We start from the raw sequence: 14,479 nt of genomic DNA on the forward strand, positions 1-14,479 counted from the left end.
TCGACAATGCGCGCCTTTCGCGACGATCGGCGCCACTCGCGCGCCGGCCGTCGCGGCACTGAAGAAGGAGCCCGACATGACCGACCCCACCGCCAACCCATCGCCGCCCCCCGCGCCACCGTCCGCACCGTCACGCCGCCGCCGCGCATGGCGCATGCTCGCGGGCGCGCTGCTCGGCCTGACGCTCGCGTGCGCGGGCATCGGCGCATGGACGATTCACCGCATCTGGACGCAACTGCCGTCCGTCGAACATCTGGCCGCCTACCGTCCCGCGCTGCCGCTGCGGATTTTTTCGCGCGACGGCGACCTGTTGGCCGAGTACGGCGTCGAGCGCCGCGAGTTCGTGCCGCTCGAACGCATTCCGCCGCTGATGCGCCACGCGCTGCTCGCGGCCGAGGACGCGAAGTTCTACCAGCACGGCGCGATCGACGTCGGCGGCCTCGCGCGCGCGACCTTCGCGAACGTCGTGACCGGGCAGCCGGGGCAGGGCGGCAGCACGATCACGATGCAGGTCGCGCGCAATTTCTACCTGACACGCGACAAGGTGCTGAGCCGCAAGCTCGCCGAGATCCTGATGGCCATCAAGCTGGAGCGCGAATACGGCAAGGACAAGCTGCTCGAGCTGTACATGAACCAGATCTATCTCGGCGAGCGCGCGTACGGTTTCGCGGCGGCCGCGAACGTGTATTTCGGCAAGCCGCTCGACGCGCTGAGCGCGGGCGAGGCGGCCGTGCTCGCCGGATTGCCGAAGGCGCCGTCCGCGTTCAACCCGGTCGTCAATCCGGCGCGCGCGACCGCGCGGCGCAACTACGTGCTCGGCCGCATGCACGCGCTCGGCGAACTCGACGAGGCGACCTATCGCGAGGCGGTCGACCTGCCGATCGTGCTGGCGACCACGCCGCCGCCCGGCATCGTCGCGGCGCCGTACGTCGCGGAGCGCGCGCGCCGGATGATGGTCGAGCGCTTTCACGACGACGCCTATACGCTCGGCCTCGACGTGACGACGACGATCTCGATGCGCGACCAGCGCGCGGCCGAGGCCGCGCTCGGGCGTACGCTGCGCCGCCAGCCCGGCAAGCGCGATGTGCGCAACGGGCTCGAAGGCGCGCTCGTGTCGCTGGATGCGGCGACGGGCGACATGCTCGCGCTCGTCGGCGGCGCGGATTTCGGCCGCAACGTGTTCGACCATGCATTGCAGGCGTATCGCCAGCCGGGGTCGAGTTTCAAGCCGTTCGTCTATTCGGCGGCGCTGGAGAAGGGCTACTTCCCGGGCGTGCTGGTCGACGATACGCAGCGCACGCTCACGCATGCGGAAACCGGCGCGCGGCCGTGGCGTCCGCGCAATTTCGGCAACCGATACGAGGGCTTCATCCCGGTGCGGCGCGGGCTCGTGCGCTCGAAGAACCTCGTCGCGGTCAACCTGATGCAGGCGGCCGACGCGCGCTACGTGCAGCAGCATGCGGTGGGCTTCGGTTTCGACGCGCGGCGCAATCCGGCGTCGCTGCCGCTCGCGCTCGGCGCGGGCGCCGTGACGCCGCTCGAACTCGCGAGCGCGTACGGCGTGTTCGCGAACGGCGGGATACGGATGGTGCCGCGGCTGATCCTGTCGGTGAAGCAGCGTCATGGCAGCGCGATGTACGAGGCGACGACGCCTGAAGGCACGCGCGTCGTGTCGGTGCGCAATGCGTTCGTGATGGACAGCATGCTGCGCGACGTCGTGCGGGCCGGCACCGCGCGCGGCGCGCTCGCGCTGCGCCGCGACGACACGGCCGGCAAGACGGGCACGTCGAACGGCTCGAAGGACGCGTGGTTCGCCGGCTATTCGTCGGGCATCGTCGCGGTCGCGTGGCTCGGCTACGACACGCCGCGCCCGATGGGGCGCGCGACCGGCGCGACGCTCGCGCTGCCGGTCTGGCTCGACTACATGAAGACGGCCGTCGACGGACGTACGCCGGTCGATGCGACGCCGCCGCAGGACGTCGCGCTCGTCGACGGCGATTTCGTGTACGCCGAATACATGCGCGGCACTTGCACCGCCGACATGCCGCCGTTCATCCGCAGCCGTTTTGCCTGTGGCGGTGCGCCGGCGTCCGATGCGCCGGACGGGCGCGGCATGTCCGGCGAGCCGATGCCGGCCGCCGTCGACGCGGCCGAACGCGAACGCGTGCTCGACCTGTTCCGTACCGAAGACTGAGGCGCGCGATGCATACGCTTTATCTGATCGCGATCGTCGCGGAGGCGATGTCGGGCGCGCTGATGGGCATGCGGCGCGGGATGGACCGCTTCGGGCTCGCGCTCGTCGGCGCGGTCACGGCGCTTGGCGGCGGCACCGTGCGCGACGTGCTGCTCGGCCACTATCCGCTCGGCTGGATCGCGCATCCCGAGTACCTCGTGATCACGCTCGCCGCGGCGACCGTCGCGTCGTGGGCCGCGCGGCACGTCGCGCGCATGAAGACGCTGTTCGTCACCGTCGACGCGATCGGCCTCGCGGCGTTCACGATCATCGGCTGCGACATCGGCGCGTCGACGGGCACCGCGCCGATCATCGTCGTGCTGGCCGGTGCGATCACCGGCGTGTGCGGCGGGATGCTGCGCGATCTGCTGTGCAACGAGATGCCGCTGATCCTGCGCGACGAACTGTATGCGAGCGTCGCGTTCTTCACGGGCACGCTGTATGTCGGGATCCAGCATCTCGGCGTCGATGCCGGGTTCGCGACGGCGGTTGCGCTGGCGGCCGGCTTCACGATGCGGATGCTGGCCGTACGGCTCGGGTGGAAGATGCGCACGTTCGGTGTCGCGGACGTCGAGCGTTGAGCGAGGGTGCCGCACGGACGCGACGATACGCGTGTTCTACGCCGGCACCATGAGCGGCGGCGCCCCGTCGCCCGTTTCCACCATCCTCACGGCGAATCCGTAGCACTGCGCGATATGGCCGGGCGTCATCACGTCGCGCGGCGCACCCTGCGCGACGATCGTGCCGTCCGCGAGCATCGCGATCGTATCCGCGTGCCGCGCGGCGAGGTTCGGATCGTGGACGATCGCGAGCACGCCGAGCCGCCACTCGCGCGCTACCGTGCGCACGGTATCGAGCAGCCGGTGCTGGTGCGCGAGATCGAGCGCGGCGGTCGGCTCGTCGAGCAGCAGGTAGCGCGGGCTCGGCTGCGCGTCGTCGTCCGGCCACAACTGCGCGAGCACGCGCGCGAACTGCACGCGTGCGAGCTCGCCGCCCGACAGCGTCGTCACGTCGCGGCCGACGAGCGCGTCGGCGCCCGCGCGTTCGAGCGCCTGCCATGCGATGTCGCGATCGCAATGCGCGATCACGTGCCGCGGGCCGCCGCGCCGCGCATGCGGATAGCGGCCGAGCAGCACGATTTCGTCGACGCTGAACGGAAACGCCGGTTGCGCGGCCTGCGGCAGCACGGCGCGCAGGCACGCGAGCCGCGCCGCGTCGATGTGCGCGAGCGGTTCGCCGTTCAGCGTGATGTCGCCGGTCACGCGCACGCCGTTCGGCGCGACGCTGCCGGTCAGTTCACCCGCCAGGGTCTTCAGCAGCGTGCTCTTGCCCGCGCCGTTGCGACCGAGCAGCGCGGTCACGCGGCCGGGTTCGATCGACAGCGACAGGTCGTGCAGAACGGTGCGGTGCCGGCGGGCGACGCCGAGATGATGGGCAGTCAGCATGATGGGTGCATGAAGGATCAGCCGCCGAGCGCGCCGCGGCTTTTCCACAGCAGCGCGAGAAAGAACGGTGCGCCGAGCAATGCGGTGAGCACGCCGAGCGGAATCTCGGCGGGCGCGGCGACGGTGCGCGCGGCGAGATCGGCGGCGAGCGTCAGCAGCGCGCCGAGCAATGCGGCGCCGGGCAGCACGACGCGCTGGTCGGGGCCGCACGCGAGGCGCACGCAGTGCGGCGCGACGAGGCCGATGAAACCGATGATGCCCGCGCACGACACGAGCGCGCCGACCGCGAGCGCGACCGCGACGAGCACGCGCCGCTTGAGCCGCTGCACGGGCACGCCGAGGTGCAGCGCCTCGGTTTCGCCGAGCTGCAATGCGTTGAGCGCGTCACGGTCGCGCGCGAGCAGCACGCAGCCGATCGCGACGCACGGCGCGACGGCCGCCAGCGCGGACCATTGCGCGCCGCCGAGGCTGCCGAGGCTCCAGAACGTCAGCGAACGCAACTGCGCGTCGTCGGCGACGAACGTGAGCAGGCCGATCGCCGCGCCGACCAGCGCGTTGATCGCGATGCCGGCGAGCAGCAGCAGCGGCAGCGCGAGCCGGCCGCGCGACGCGGCGAGCCGGTAGACGAGCGCCGCGACCGCGAGCGCGCCGGCGAACGCGGCGACGGGCAGCACGGCCGCGCTCGCGTGCGCGGAGAACAACGCGGGGCCGAGCACGATCGTCGTCGTTGCGCCGAGCGCCGCGCCGCTCGACACGCCGACGAGCCCCGGGTCGGCGAGCGGATTGCGGAACAGTGCCTGCATCGCGGCGCCGGCCGCGCCGAAGCCGCCGCCGACCAGCAGCGCGAGCACGACGCGCGGCGCGCGGATGTCGAACAGCACCGCGCCTGCCTGCCGGGCGGCCGGGTCGCCGCTCAGCGCGGCCCAGGCCTCCGCCAACGGAATGCGGTACGCGCCCACGCACAGCGCGATGACGGACATGACACACACGAGCGCGGCCAGCGCGGCCAGCGCGAACGGTACGAGGCGGCGCGACGCGCCGACGCGCGCGGCGCTGGCATGCGATACGTGCGACCGCGCGGGGAAAGGCGAAGCATGAACAGGCATCGGGACGCTCCGGAATCAGGCGAGCGCATCCGACAGGCGCCGGTGCAGGGTCGTGACGGCGAGCGGCAGGCGCGGACCGAAGCCGAGCAGGAACAGCGCATCGAGCGACACGACGCGCCGTGCGCGGCCGGCCGGCGTCGCGCCGAAGCCGGGCGCGGCGAGCAGCGCGGCGCGCCCGCCGACCGCCGCGAGTCCTTCGTCGGAGATCAGCACGATGTCGGGGGCGGCGGCGGCCAGCGCCTCGGTCGTCAGCGGCTTGTAGTGATCGAAACCCTGCATCGCGTTGCGCGCGCCCGCGTAGCGGAGCATCGCGTCGGCGGCCGTGCGCTGGCCGGCGACGAGCGCCTGGTTGCCGGTATGGTTCAGCACGAACAGCACGCGCGGCGGCTGCGCGCCGCCGGGCACGCGCGCGGCGACCGCGTCGCGCGCGGCCTGCCAGTCGCGATCGAAGCGTTGCAGCAGCGCGGTGCCCGCGTCGCGTACGTCGAGCGCTTGCGCGACGCCGGTGATCTTCGCGCGCACCGAATCGACGTCGTGCCGCTCGTCGAACGTCGTGACCGCGACGCCCGCGCTTCTCACCTGCGCGATCGCGGCGGGCGGGCCGGCCTCCGCCGACGCGAGCACGAGATCGGGCCGTAGCGACAGCAGCCCCTCGGCCGACAGCGCGCGCTGGTAGCCGACCTTCGGCAGGCGCTTCGCGGCGTCCGGGTACGTGCAGGTCGTGTCGGTGCCGACGAGCCGGTAACCGCGCGCGTCGGCGCCGCCGAGCGCGAACGCGGTTTCCGCAAGCGCACCGCCGATCACGACCACGCGCTTCGGCGCGGCTTGCGCGAGCGCTCGGCCGGGCAGCGCGCCCGCGAGTGCGCTGGCGATCGCGCCCGCGAGCACGACGCGGCGTCGCGGCTGGAACGATCGCGCGCTCACCGCGCGTCTCCGCGCGCCGCCGACGGCAGCGTCGCGACGAGCGCGCGCCAGTCGTCGCGTTCGACGCGGCCGGGCTTGCGTTCGCCGAACAGCAGCGCGACATGGTCGCCCTGCCGGTCGAACAACTCCAGCGACGTGACGATGCCGTCGCTCGTCGGCTTCTTCACGACCCACGCGGCGGCGATCAGGTCCTCGCGCACGTGCAGGTTGAAGCCCGGGTCGAGCACGTTGATCCATGCGCCGACCTCGCGCACGTTCGCGACGGGGCCCGTGTGGATCTGGATCATCCCTGCATTGCCGACGAACACCATGATCGGCTGGCCGCTGCCCGCGGCCCGTTCGAGCACGTGACGCAGCGCGCGCGTCGCCTCGACCGGATACGCGTACCGCGGCTCGGCGAGGCGCAGCGCCTGCATGCGGCTCACGCCGAAGCGCTGCGTGATGCCGAAGAACTGATGCGTGTCGGTCATCGCGTCCCATGCGGCGCGAAAGCCTGCGACGTCGATCCCGGTATCGGCCCGCTCGGGCGTTTTCGGTGCGGCGGGCACGACGTCGAGCCCCGGCTCCTGCGACGCCGCGCGCCAGCGTTCGACGAACGCGTCGTACGCCGCGTGATCGCTGTGCGCGCGCAGGTAGACCTTGTGGATCGCATGACCCTGCGCGTCGAAGAACTGCAAACTCTTTAGCGGACCGTGTGAGGTTTCGTCGCGCACCGCGAACGCGGACGCCCAGTGACGGTAGAAGATGCGCAGGTCGATGTCGCCGAGCGCGAGGCCGACCGGGCCGTCGTGGCTCATCTGCGCATATTCGCCGTCCTTCTCGTGGACGGCCGTGTCGTTGCGCGTGAGCGCCATCACGCGGCCGAGGCGCGGCATTTCCTCGAACATCGCCGGAAAGCGCGCGTCGAGCCGCACCACGTGCTCGCCGACGAACGCGGCGAGCGCCTCGCCTTCGCTGACGCCGAGCGCCTGCGCGACGTCGCGGTTGCGCAGCTGGCGCTCGGCCTTGAGCTTGACGAATGCGTCGCGCAACGCGGCGGGCGCGCGGGCCGGCGTGGCCGGCTGGCCGGGAAGGGCGGAATGCATCATGTCGGACTCCTTCAAGTAACGGTTGGGCAGGAACGCGCGATCGCGCGCATCAGAAATCCACTTTCATGCTGACGGCGACGGTGCGTCCGGACGACGTATACGCGTCGAGCACCTGCGAATCGGCGGCGATGCCGCGCACGTCCGACCAGTTCCAGTATTTGCGGTCGAACAGGTTGCGGATGCCGATCGTCGCGCTCACATGCTTGTTGAAGCGGTAGCCGCCGCGCAGGTCGACGACGAACGACGACGGCGGCGCGAAGCACGCCTTGTTCGAGCAGTCGGACTTGTCGATGTCCTTGTCGCGTTTCGCGGCCTGGAACAGCAGGTCGGTCTGCACGAACCAGCGTTCGCCGGGTTCGTAGCGCACGCCGAACACCGCCGAGAACGGATTGATCGTGTTCAGCGGCTGGCTCGCCGCGCCGTCGTTCCGCGTCGAGCCCCTGGTGAACGCCATCGCGGTCTTCAGCGTGACGCCGTTCGGCATGATCCATTCGGCACGACCTTCGAGGCCGTGGATGCGCGCGTCGGCGAAGTTCACGTACTGGAACACGAACGGGTCGGTTGGCCGGCCGCCGCCCGCGATCGTCGTGCGCGCGATGAAGTTGCGGTAGCGGCCCGTGAACGCGGCCGCGCTGTAGCGCACCACGCCGTAGCCGGTGCCGGCCTTGCCGCGCAGGCCGGCTTCGAACGTGTCGCTGGTTTCGGGCTTCAGGTTCGGATTGCCGATCGACGTGTAGCCGTACACCGGGTTCGAGAAGCTGCTGTTCACCTGGTCGGGCGTCGGCGCGCGGAAGCCGTGCGCGTACTGTGCATACGGAATCAGCGCGGGCGTGATCTCGTAGAGCACCGCGACGCGCGGCGACACTTCGTTCGCGCTCGTCGACACCGCGGTGCCGGTGAACAGCGGATCGTTGCGCGTCGGGCTCAACCGGTACGTGTCGAAGCGCAGCCCCGGCGTGACGAGCAGGCGGCCATAGCCGACCTGGTCCTGCACGAACGCGCCGAACAGCGTGTAGTCGGTATCGGGAAACGCCTTGTTCGGGAACGCCTCGCCGACGCCCGGCACCGTGCCGTCGCGCAGGTTCGTCACGCGCGACAGGCTGCCGTCGACGCCATACAGCAGCTTGTGCGCGAGCGGGCCCGTCGAGAAGCCGCTTTCGGCGAACGCGGCGCCACCGAACGTGCGCTCCTTGTACTGGTTGTCGCGCGAGCGCGATTTCAGCGGCGCGCCGCGCGTCTCGAACGCGTATTGATCCTGCATCGCATCCTGGTAGTAGAACTGAACGTGTGCGTTCTGAAACCAGCGCAACGCATCGTCGCGGAAGTCGTAGTCGATGCTGAAGCGGTTGCGCTCGAGCCGGTCGTGCGTCGTGAGCCCGAGCGTGCCGGGCGGGTTGATCGCCGACAGCACGTCGGTGCTCACGCGGCGCTGCACGGTTTCCGCGGTGAATTTGATCGTGTCGCCCGCGGTGGGTGTCAGCACGAGCTTGCCGAGCAGCGATTCCGAATAGACGTCCTGCGGGTTCGACGTCGTGCGCAGCGTGCTCGCGGAATTGTCGCTGCCGCGCGTGTCGACCTCATGGCCGCGCCGGCCGTCGGCGATGATCATCCCCTGCACGCGGTCGTTGCCGCCCGCGGCCGACACCGTCGCGCCGACGCTGCGGTCGGCCGAGTCGTAACCCGGCCGGAGCGAGAAGTAGGTGGGTTTGCCGTAGATCGACAGCAGGTCGCGCGGATCCTTCGTGATGAAGTTCACCGCGCCGGTCAGCCCGTCGCTGCCGTACAGCGCCGATGCCGGCCCGCGCAGGATCTCGATGCGCTTGAGCATGTCGAGATCCGCGTAGTCGCCGCGGCCGGCTTCGAGCGGCCCGAACGAGAACGCGTTCGGCAGGCGGATGCCGTCTTCCATCAGCAGCACGCGATTGCCTTCGAGGCCGCGGACGTTGATGCTCGAATCGCCGTCGCGGCCGCCGCCGAGCGCGGCGCTGCCGGGGCTGTACGCGGTGCGGCGCACCGTGACGCCCGGCTCGTAGCGCAGCGCGTCCTTGATGTTGGTCGCCTGCTGCTCGTCGAGATCGTCGTCGCTGATGACCGACACGGACGCGGCCGTGCGGCTCGCGGCGGTGGCGGTGCGGGTGGCCGTGACGGTGACGGGGTCGAGCAGCGCCGCATTGCCGCGCGTGGATGCGGCGGCGGTGGTCAGCACGGCAGATGAAGGGTTGGCGCCTTGCGGCGACGAATCGGCGTAAGCCGGGGCGGCGGACAGGCCGAACGCGCCGAACAGCGCGGCACAGATCGGCCGCCGCGCCAGCGGATAGCAATGCACAGGTGGTCTCCCATTGACGATGACTAGCCCGAAGGCTGGCTGGGTGACGCGTTCACCTGGCTGGCCCATTCGCGCGCGGCAGGCGGCGAACGGCGAATTGAAAGGGAATTGATGATTCGTTCAGTGTAAATGAGAACTATTATCAATACAAGAACGGAAAGCGGCGTCTGAGGACGTGCGCCGCCGGCGCGGACCGGACGCGCCGCGCAGGGGCAAATTCGGGAGAAGCGGGCCGGCGCGGGTCCGTTATCGGCGTGAGCAGAGGCCCTATGCGAGCGATTCGATGCGAATCAGCAGGTTGCGCGCATGCGCGATGAACGCGTCGTGTGTCGCGCGATCGCCGTGACCTTCGAAGCCGGCCTGTTCGGCGAACGCGAGCTGTTCGGCGTAGAGGTCGACGAGCGCGCTGCGTGCGTCGGGCGGAAGCGCGCGGATCATCGTGACGAGCAGCAGTTCCTGCGCGCGCAGCATGCCGGACAGCGATTGGGGGTTCATGCCGACCTCCTCGAACGACGCGGCGGCGTGCCGCTCATTTCATAGTAGGTGGTCGGCGCGCGCAGCGGAAATCAGCCGGCGGCCGTCGCCGTCCGTGCATCGCGCACGACCTGCGCGACGCGTTCGACGAATTCGGGGTCGACGCTCGACAGCGCTTCGCGCTTGCCGTCGGGCATCTCGACCATCAGCCGGTACGTGATGTCCTGCGTGGTCCAGGCGAGATAGCCGACGACGGCGAGCATCACGCCGACGACCAGCGCGGCGCTCGATCCGCCGATGCCGCCGGCAATGGCGGCGACCACGCCGATCAGCGAGATCAGCGACGGCACGAGGCGATTCTTCGGGATCTTGACGACGTCGACGTTGCGGATGTCACGCAGCGGGAAGACCTGCCCGGCGGCCGACAGGCCGTTGCGCGTGACCATCACGCCGCGTTCGTTGAATGCGTTTTCCATCGTATGGTGCGTGGACGAAAACGCGCAGCGTAGCAGACTTCGTTGCCGCGTCAAACGAGACCGAGTGCCGCACGATGCGTGCGGGCCGGCCGCGCTGCGGGCAGGGACGGGTAACGAGGCGTAACGAGGGGGAAGTCAGAACTGCAGCTGGCCGTCGCCGTACAGGCGGCCCGGCACGTGCGACGCGACGACCTCGGCGATCTCTTCGTCGGTCGATTCGGCCGGCACGATCTGGCGCCGCGCGGGCGCGTCGAGATGCATCGTCCATTCGACGAGCCGGTACGGGCGGCCCCATGGGCGCTGCATCGCCACCGACACGCGGCAGCTCTGGACCGGTAGCGAATGCTGACGCGTCAGAATCGCGTGCAGATGGCTGAAAACGGTATCTTCGATCATCTTGGCCTCCGATCCTGTCTTGCGGGCAGTTGATGGCGGTGCCGTAGTGGGTCTCAAAAAAAAGAAGCCGCCGATGCTCAGGCGGCCAACAGGGGGGGTGAGAGCATCCTCTCAGCCCAGAATTAAGCGAAACTTAAAAGCCCATAAAAAAGCGCCCCGCATGGAGCGGGGCGCTTCGTGCCGTCGTCATCCGCGCGATGAGCGGACGAGTTAAGCGGATGCTTTAGAACTTGTGGCGGATACCGACGCGCGCGGCGATCTGGTTCGTCGCACCGTTGCCCGACGTGCTGAAGTAGCTCGTGCTCGAGCCGATCTGCGCCTGCACGTTGTTGCCCGACGCCTTCTGGCCGATGACCAGCGCGTACACGTCCGTACGCTTGCTGAGTGCGTAGTCGAGGCCGATGTTGCCCTGGTTCCAGTGTGCCGAGTTGCCGCTTTGCGTGGCGTTCGTGTACGTGTAGCCGACTGCTGCCGACAGGGCCGGCGTGATCGCGTACTTCACGCCCGCTTCATACGCGTTGTAGAACGTGCCCGATGCGCCAGCCGCGATCGGGGTGAACTGCGTGCGCGTCCAGAGCAGCCATGCCGTTGCCGGCCCGAAGAGGTAGCGGCCACCGACGCCGTACGTGCGCAGGTCGCGGATGTTCGTCAGCGCGATGTTCGCGATCGACGTCGAGAATGCCGGCGTCGACTGGCTCGGGAAGCGGATGTCCGTGTAGGCGGCGCCGAGCGCGAACGGGCCGTTCGCGTAGTTCAGGCCGAAGCTGTATGCGCGCGACGAACCGGCCGTCGTCGTGGTGCCCGTCGTGGTCGACGGTGCGCCTGCGAAGTCGGTCGAGTTCGAGAAGCCGTACAACGCGCCGAACGTGAAGCCGGCGTAGTTCGCGCTCTGGAACTTCACCGAGTTGTTGATGCGGCTCGACGTGAGCTGGTCGACGTCGTTCACGTGGTACGCGTAGTTACCCGCGACCGTGTTGCCGCCCGTCGAGTAGTTCGAGCCGAGGATGTCGGTCGAGAACGAGTACTGACGGCCGAACGTGACCGTGCCGTATTGCGCCTGGCTCAGGCCGACGTATGCTTGACGGCCGAAGATCGCGCCGCCCTGGCCGATCGTGCCGTTGCCGCTGTTGAAGCCGTTTTCGAGCACGAAGATCGCCTTCAGGCCGCCACCGAGGTCTTCGGTGCCGCGCAGGCCCCAACGGCTGCCCTGGGCCACGCCGTCGTCGTACTTGAACAGCTTGCCGCTGCCGCCGTTCGCGGTCTTGCTGTGGTTCACGTAGCTGATACCGGCATCGATGACACCGTACAGGGTCACGCTGCTTTGTGCGTGCGCCGTGCCAGCCGTTGCTGCGAGGATGGCGATGGTCAACAGTTTCTTGTTCAAAGGATTCTCCGAGCGAGTAAATGGCGTGTCCAGTTGCGGTTCCGGCGCTCTCTATGGGCGCTTTCACGGACCGGTCGCAACTTTATCGGCGGGCCACGTAATGAATGTGACAGCCTTTGTCATATGACAAATCTGTGGTGCCGATGCGACATTGGATTCTGCCCGGTTGTACAGCAGGGAGTTATACCGATTCCGCCTGAGATTCGATCGGAGTGAGGAATATGCACATGAAATAAGCTTGGTTGGTGCCGGTCCGGCCCCGTGCCACGATGCGCGCTTCAACAACGACACGGGACAAGAGGACACCATGCGACGTTCGATCCTGACCGGCCTCGGCGCGCTTGCCGCGGCGCTGGCCTTTGCCGCGCCCGGCGCGCACGCCGATTCCCAGACGCTGAAGATCGGCACGATGAGCGGCCCCGACGCGCAGATCTGGACCGAGGTGACGAAAGTCGCCGCACGCGAAGGGCTCGCGATCAAGGTCATCGAATTCAACGACTACGTGCAGCCGAACGCGGCGCTCGATGCGGGCGACCTCGATGCGAACGGCTTCCAGCACCAGCCGTTCCTCGACAGCCAGATCAAGCAGCGCGGCTACAAGATCGTCAACGTCGGGCTGACCTACACGGCGCCGATGGGCTTCTATTCGAAGAAGCTCAAGTCGCTGAAGGACTTGCCGGCCGGCGCGAAGGTCGGGATCCAGAACGATCCGTCCAACGGCAACCGCGCGCTGCTGCTGCTGCAGAAGTACGGCGTGATCAAGCTGAAGCCGGGCGTCGGCAGCAACGGCGTGAACGCGACGCCGCTCGACATCGCCGAGAACCCGAAGAAGATCAAGATCGTCGAACTCGACTCCGCGCAGTTGCCGCGCGCGCTGCCCGATGTCGACGCCGCATCGATCAACACCGACTACGCGGTGAAGGCCGGGCTCACGCCGGTGAAGGATGCGATCGCGATCGAGGACCTGCGCGGGCCGTACGCGAACCTGATCGCGGTGCGCGCGCAGGACAAGGACAAGCCGTGGGTGAAGAAGCTCGTCGCGGCCTATGAATCGGACGACGTGCGCAAGTTCATCGACCAGAAGTTCGGCGGCGCGATCGTGCCGGCGTTCTGAACGCTGCGCCCGGCTGCCCCCCGGCCACGTCGCCGGGCATGCCGCCGGACCGAAAAGCAAATCGCCCGCGCAAGCGGGCGATTTCGTTGGTGCGCGTCGCGATGCGGCGCGCGGGCCGGCCGTTCAGGCGGCCCGGACCGGAGGCGACTCAGGCCGACAGCAGCGACCCGGTGCGGATCGGGTTCGCGCCGGCAATCCGCGCGACTTCCATCCCGGCGGTCGCGAAGCGCACGATCTGGCGCGCGTACAGCACGCCCGATACGCTGCTCTTCAGCGTGATCACGCGATCGGTCAGCGGATCGACGATGTCGGCCACATCCTGGCCGGCCTCGATCCATGCGCCGACCGGCGTGCGGAACACGATCACGCCGGACACCGGCGCGACGAGCGGATCGGTGCCCGCGAGCGGCGTGGCCGGATGCGCGAGCGGCGGCAGCGGCGCGGGCGTGCCGTCGATGACGCCGCGCTCGGTCAGGTATTCGACGATCGCTTGTGAGTCCTTCTCCGCGAGTTCGTACGACACGTCGCGCTCGCTGCGCAATTCGACCGTGACGGAAATCGCGCCGTTCGGGATCGGGAAGCGATCGCCGAACCGGCTGCGCAGATCCGACCAGCAGAAACTGTGGATCTCGTCGAACGGGTTGCCGACCGAATTCAGCGCGAGCAGCGACGCCTGCGCGTCCAGGTAGCGCGACAGCGGCTCGACGTCTTCCCACAGATCGGGGTTCGTATACAGGTGCATCACCGCGTCGCTGTCGCAATGCAGGTCGAGCACGATGTCGGCGTCGAACGACAGCTTCTGCAGCGCGAGGCGCTGCGATTCGAGCTCGGTGCGCGGCTTCTGTTCGTCGAGCGCCTCGCGCATCGCGGCGCGTACGGCGGCGAGGTTGCGCTGCGCGTCGTTCGTCAGGCGGCCTTCGATGCGCGGCAGCACGAGCGCCGCGAGATCGTAGAAATTGCGGTTGAAGTTCTGCATCGAGCCGAGCTCGAAGCGGCCGAGGTGATCGCCGAACACGTGCTGCGACAGGCCGATCGGGTTCGGCACGGGGACGATGACCACTTCGCCGCGCAGCTTGCCGGCCGTCTCGAGCGCGGCGATCTTGCGGCGCAGCAGCGCGGCGACCAGCATGCCGGGCAGTTCGTCCGCGTGCAGCGACGACTGGATGTAGACCTTCCTGCCGCCGCGCGGGCCGTAGTGGAAGCTCGTGATCTGGCGTTCGGTGCCGACGGCGGGGGAAATCAGCGGATGGGTCTGCGTTTGCATGATGAGGGGAGGGCGGCGCAGCCGCGAGTGATCCGGTATGCGTGGAAGATCGATTGTACGTTGCCTTCCGCGAACCTATCAAACCGCGCGCCGGCCATGTCGATTTCCTTTACGAATCATCGGGTTGGTGCGTAAAAAATAACTGCGCCGCAGCCCTTCGTCCACGCGTGTCGAGCGGCCTTTCGCCGAGCGCGAGCAAAAAAAACGGGCTCCTTGCGGAGCCCGTCTGCGCGGTCGCGAGGCGCGCGT

General features: G+C 69.0%; 13 protein-coding genes. 3 read left to right on the forward strand and 10 right to left on the reverse strand.

What is annotated here, in order from left to right:
* Positions 1-76 precede the first annotated feature (76 nt).
* Positions 77-2,194: a penicillin-binding protein 1A gene (locus DIE12_RS07165; RefSeq protein WP_124486117.1), complete on the forward strand. Its 2,118-nt coding sequence runs from the start codon at positions 77-79 to the stop codon at positions 2,192-2,194.
* An 8-nt stretch (positions 2,195-2,202) separates the two neighbouring features.
* Positions 2,203-2,814 (forward strand): trimeric intracellular cation channel family protein, encoded by a 612-nt coding sequence (locus DIE12_RS07170; protein WP_124486118.1) that lies wholly within the window; start codon positions 2,203-2,205, stop codon positions 2,812-2,814.
* A gap of 36 nt (positions 2,815-2,850) precedes the next feature.
* Here DIE12_RS07170 and DIE12_RS07175 read toward each other — a convergent pair whose 3' ends face one another.
* The 9 genes from DIE12_RS07175 to DIE12_RS07215 form a co-directional block, all read right to left on the reverse strand.
* On the reverse strand, positions 2,851-3,726 hold the full coding sequence (locus tag DIE12_RS07175; protein ID WP_409362220.1) for a heme ABC transporter ATP-binding protein: 876 nt from the start codon (positions 3,724-3,726) through the stop codon (positions 2,851-2,853).
* Positions 3,696-4,784, reverse strand: a complete 1,089-nt coding sequence (locus tag DIE12_RS07180) for an iron ABC transporter permease (protein WP_124486120.1) — start codon at positions 4,782-4,784, stop codon at positions 3,696-3,698. The genes DIE12_RS07175 and DIE12_RS07180 overlap by 31 nt, the downstream gene beginning before the upstream one ends.
* Before the next feature lie 15 nt (positions 4,785-4,799).
* Positions 4,800-5,708 carry a hemin ABC transporter substrate-binding protein gene (locus DIE12_RS07185; RefSeq protein WP_124486121.1) on the reverse strand — a complete coding sequence of 303 codons (909 nt, stop codon included), beginning with the start codon at positions 5,706-5,708 and terminating at the stop codon, positions 4,800-4,802.
* Positions 5,705-6,796: a hemin-degrading factor gene (locus tag DIE12_RS07190; RefSeq protein WP_124486122.1), complete on the reverse strand. Its 1,092-nt coding sequence runs from the start codon at positions 6,794-6,796 to the stop codon at positions 5,705-5,707. The genes DIE12_RS07185 and DIE12_RS07190 overlap by 4 nt, the downstream gene beginning before the upstream one ends.
* A 49-nt stretch (positions 6,797-6,845) precedes the next feature.
* Positions 6,846-9,122, reverse strand: a complete 2,277-nt coding sequence (locus DIE12_RS07195) for a TonB-dependent hemoglobin/transferrin/lactoferrin family receptor (protein WP_124551111.1) — start codon at positions 9,120-9,122, stop codon at positions 6,846-6,848.
* Between the two features lie 267 nt (positions 9,123-9,389).
* The gene (locus DIE12_RS07200; protein WP_124486124.1) at positions 9,390-9,617 is read right to left on the reverse strand and encodes a hypothetical protein; all 228 of its coding nucleotides are present in this window, start codon (positions 9,615-9,617) and stop codon (positions 9,390-9,392) included.
* Positions 9,618-9,688: 71 nt separating this feature from the next.
* Positions 9,689-10,072: a DUF6232 family protein gene (locus tag DIE12_RS07205; RefSeq protein WP_124486125.1), complete on the reverse strand. Its 384-nt coding sequence runs from the start codon at positions 10,070-10,072 to the stop codon at positions 9,689-9,691.
* Positions 10,073-10,207: 135 nt separating this feature from the next.
* The gene (locus DIE12_RS07210) at positions 10,208-10,468 is read right to left on the reverse strand and encodes a DUF2866 domain-containing protein (RefSeq protein ID WP_044849042.1); all 261 of its coding nucleotides are present in this window, start codon (positions 10,466-10,468) and stop codon (positions 10,208-10,210) included.
* A 223-nt stretch (positions 10,469-10,691) separates the two neighbouring features.
* Positions 10,692-11,852 (reverse strand): porin, encoded by a 1,161-nt coding sequence (locus DIE12_RS07215; RefSeq protein WP_124486126.1) that lies wholly within the window; start codon positions 11,850-11,852, stop codon positions 10,692-10,694.
* A 307-nt stretch (positions 11,853-12,159) separates the two neighbouring features.
* Between DIE12_RS07215 and DIE12_RS07220 the strand changes: the two genes are divergently transcribed.
* Entirely contained in the window at positions 12,160-12,966 is an 807-nt protein-coding gene (locus tag DIE12_RS07220; protein WP_044849040.1) for a MetQ/NlpA family ABC transporter substrate-binding protein, read from the forward strand.
* Between the two features lie 148 nt (positions 12,967-13,114).
* On the opposite strand, the gene DIE12_RS07225 is transcribed toward DIE12_RS07220, so the two are convergent.
* On the reverse strand, positions 13,115-14,230 hold the full coding sequence (locus tag DIE12_RS07225) for a succinylglutamate desuccinylase/aspartoacylase family protein (protein WP_124486127.1): 1,116 nt from the start codon (positions 14,228-14,230) through the stop codon (positions 13,115-13,117).
* Between the last annotated feature and the right edge of the window lie 249 nt (positions 14,231-14,479).

Source organism: Burkholderia sp. Bp9015, from assembly GCF_003853505.1.
Lineage (GTDB): Bacteria > Pseudomonadota > Gammaproteobacteria > Burkholderiales > Burkholderiaceae > Burkholderia.

Coding starts and splice junctions, on each gene's coding strand:
- DIE12_RS07165 (WP_124486117.1), top strand. CDS start 77: ATGACCGACCCCACCGCCAACCCATCGCCGCCCCCCGCGCCACCGTCC.
- DIE12_RS07170 (WP_124486118.1), top strand. CDS start 2,203: ATGCATACGCTTTATCTGATCGCGATCGTCGCGGAGGCGATGTCGGGC.
- DIE12_RS07180 (WP_124486120.1), bottom strand. CDS start 4,784: ATGCCTGTTCATGCTTCGCCTTTCCCCGCGCGGTCGCACGTATCGCAT.
- DIE12_RS07190 (WP_124486122.1), bottom strand. CDS start 6,796: ATGATGCATTCCGCCCTTCCCGGCCAGCCGGCCACGCCGGCCCGCGCG.
- DIE12_RS07200 (WP_124486124.1), bottom strand. CDS start 9,617: ATGAACCCCCAATCGCTGTCCGGCATGCTGCGCGCGCAGGAACTGCTG.
- DIE12_RS07205 (WP_124486125.1), bottom strand. CDS start 10,072: ATGGAAAACGCATTCAACGAACGCGGCGTGATGGTCACGCGCAACGGC.
- DIE12_RS07210 (WP_044849042.1), bottom strand. CDS start 10,468: ATGATCGAAGATACCGTTTTCAGCCATCTGCACGCGATTCTGACGCGT.
- DIE12_RS07220 (WP_044849040.1), top strand. CDS start 12,160: ATGCGACGTTCGATCCTGACCGGCCTCGGCGCGCTTGCCGCGGCGCTG.
- DIE12_RS07225 (WP_124486127.1), bottom strand. CDS start 14,230: ATGCAAACGCAGACCCATCCGCTGATTTCCCCCGCCGTCGGCACCGAA.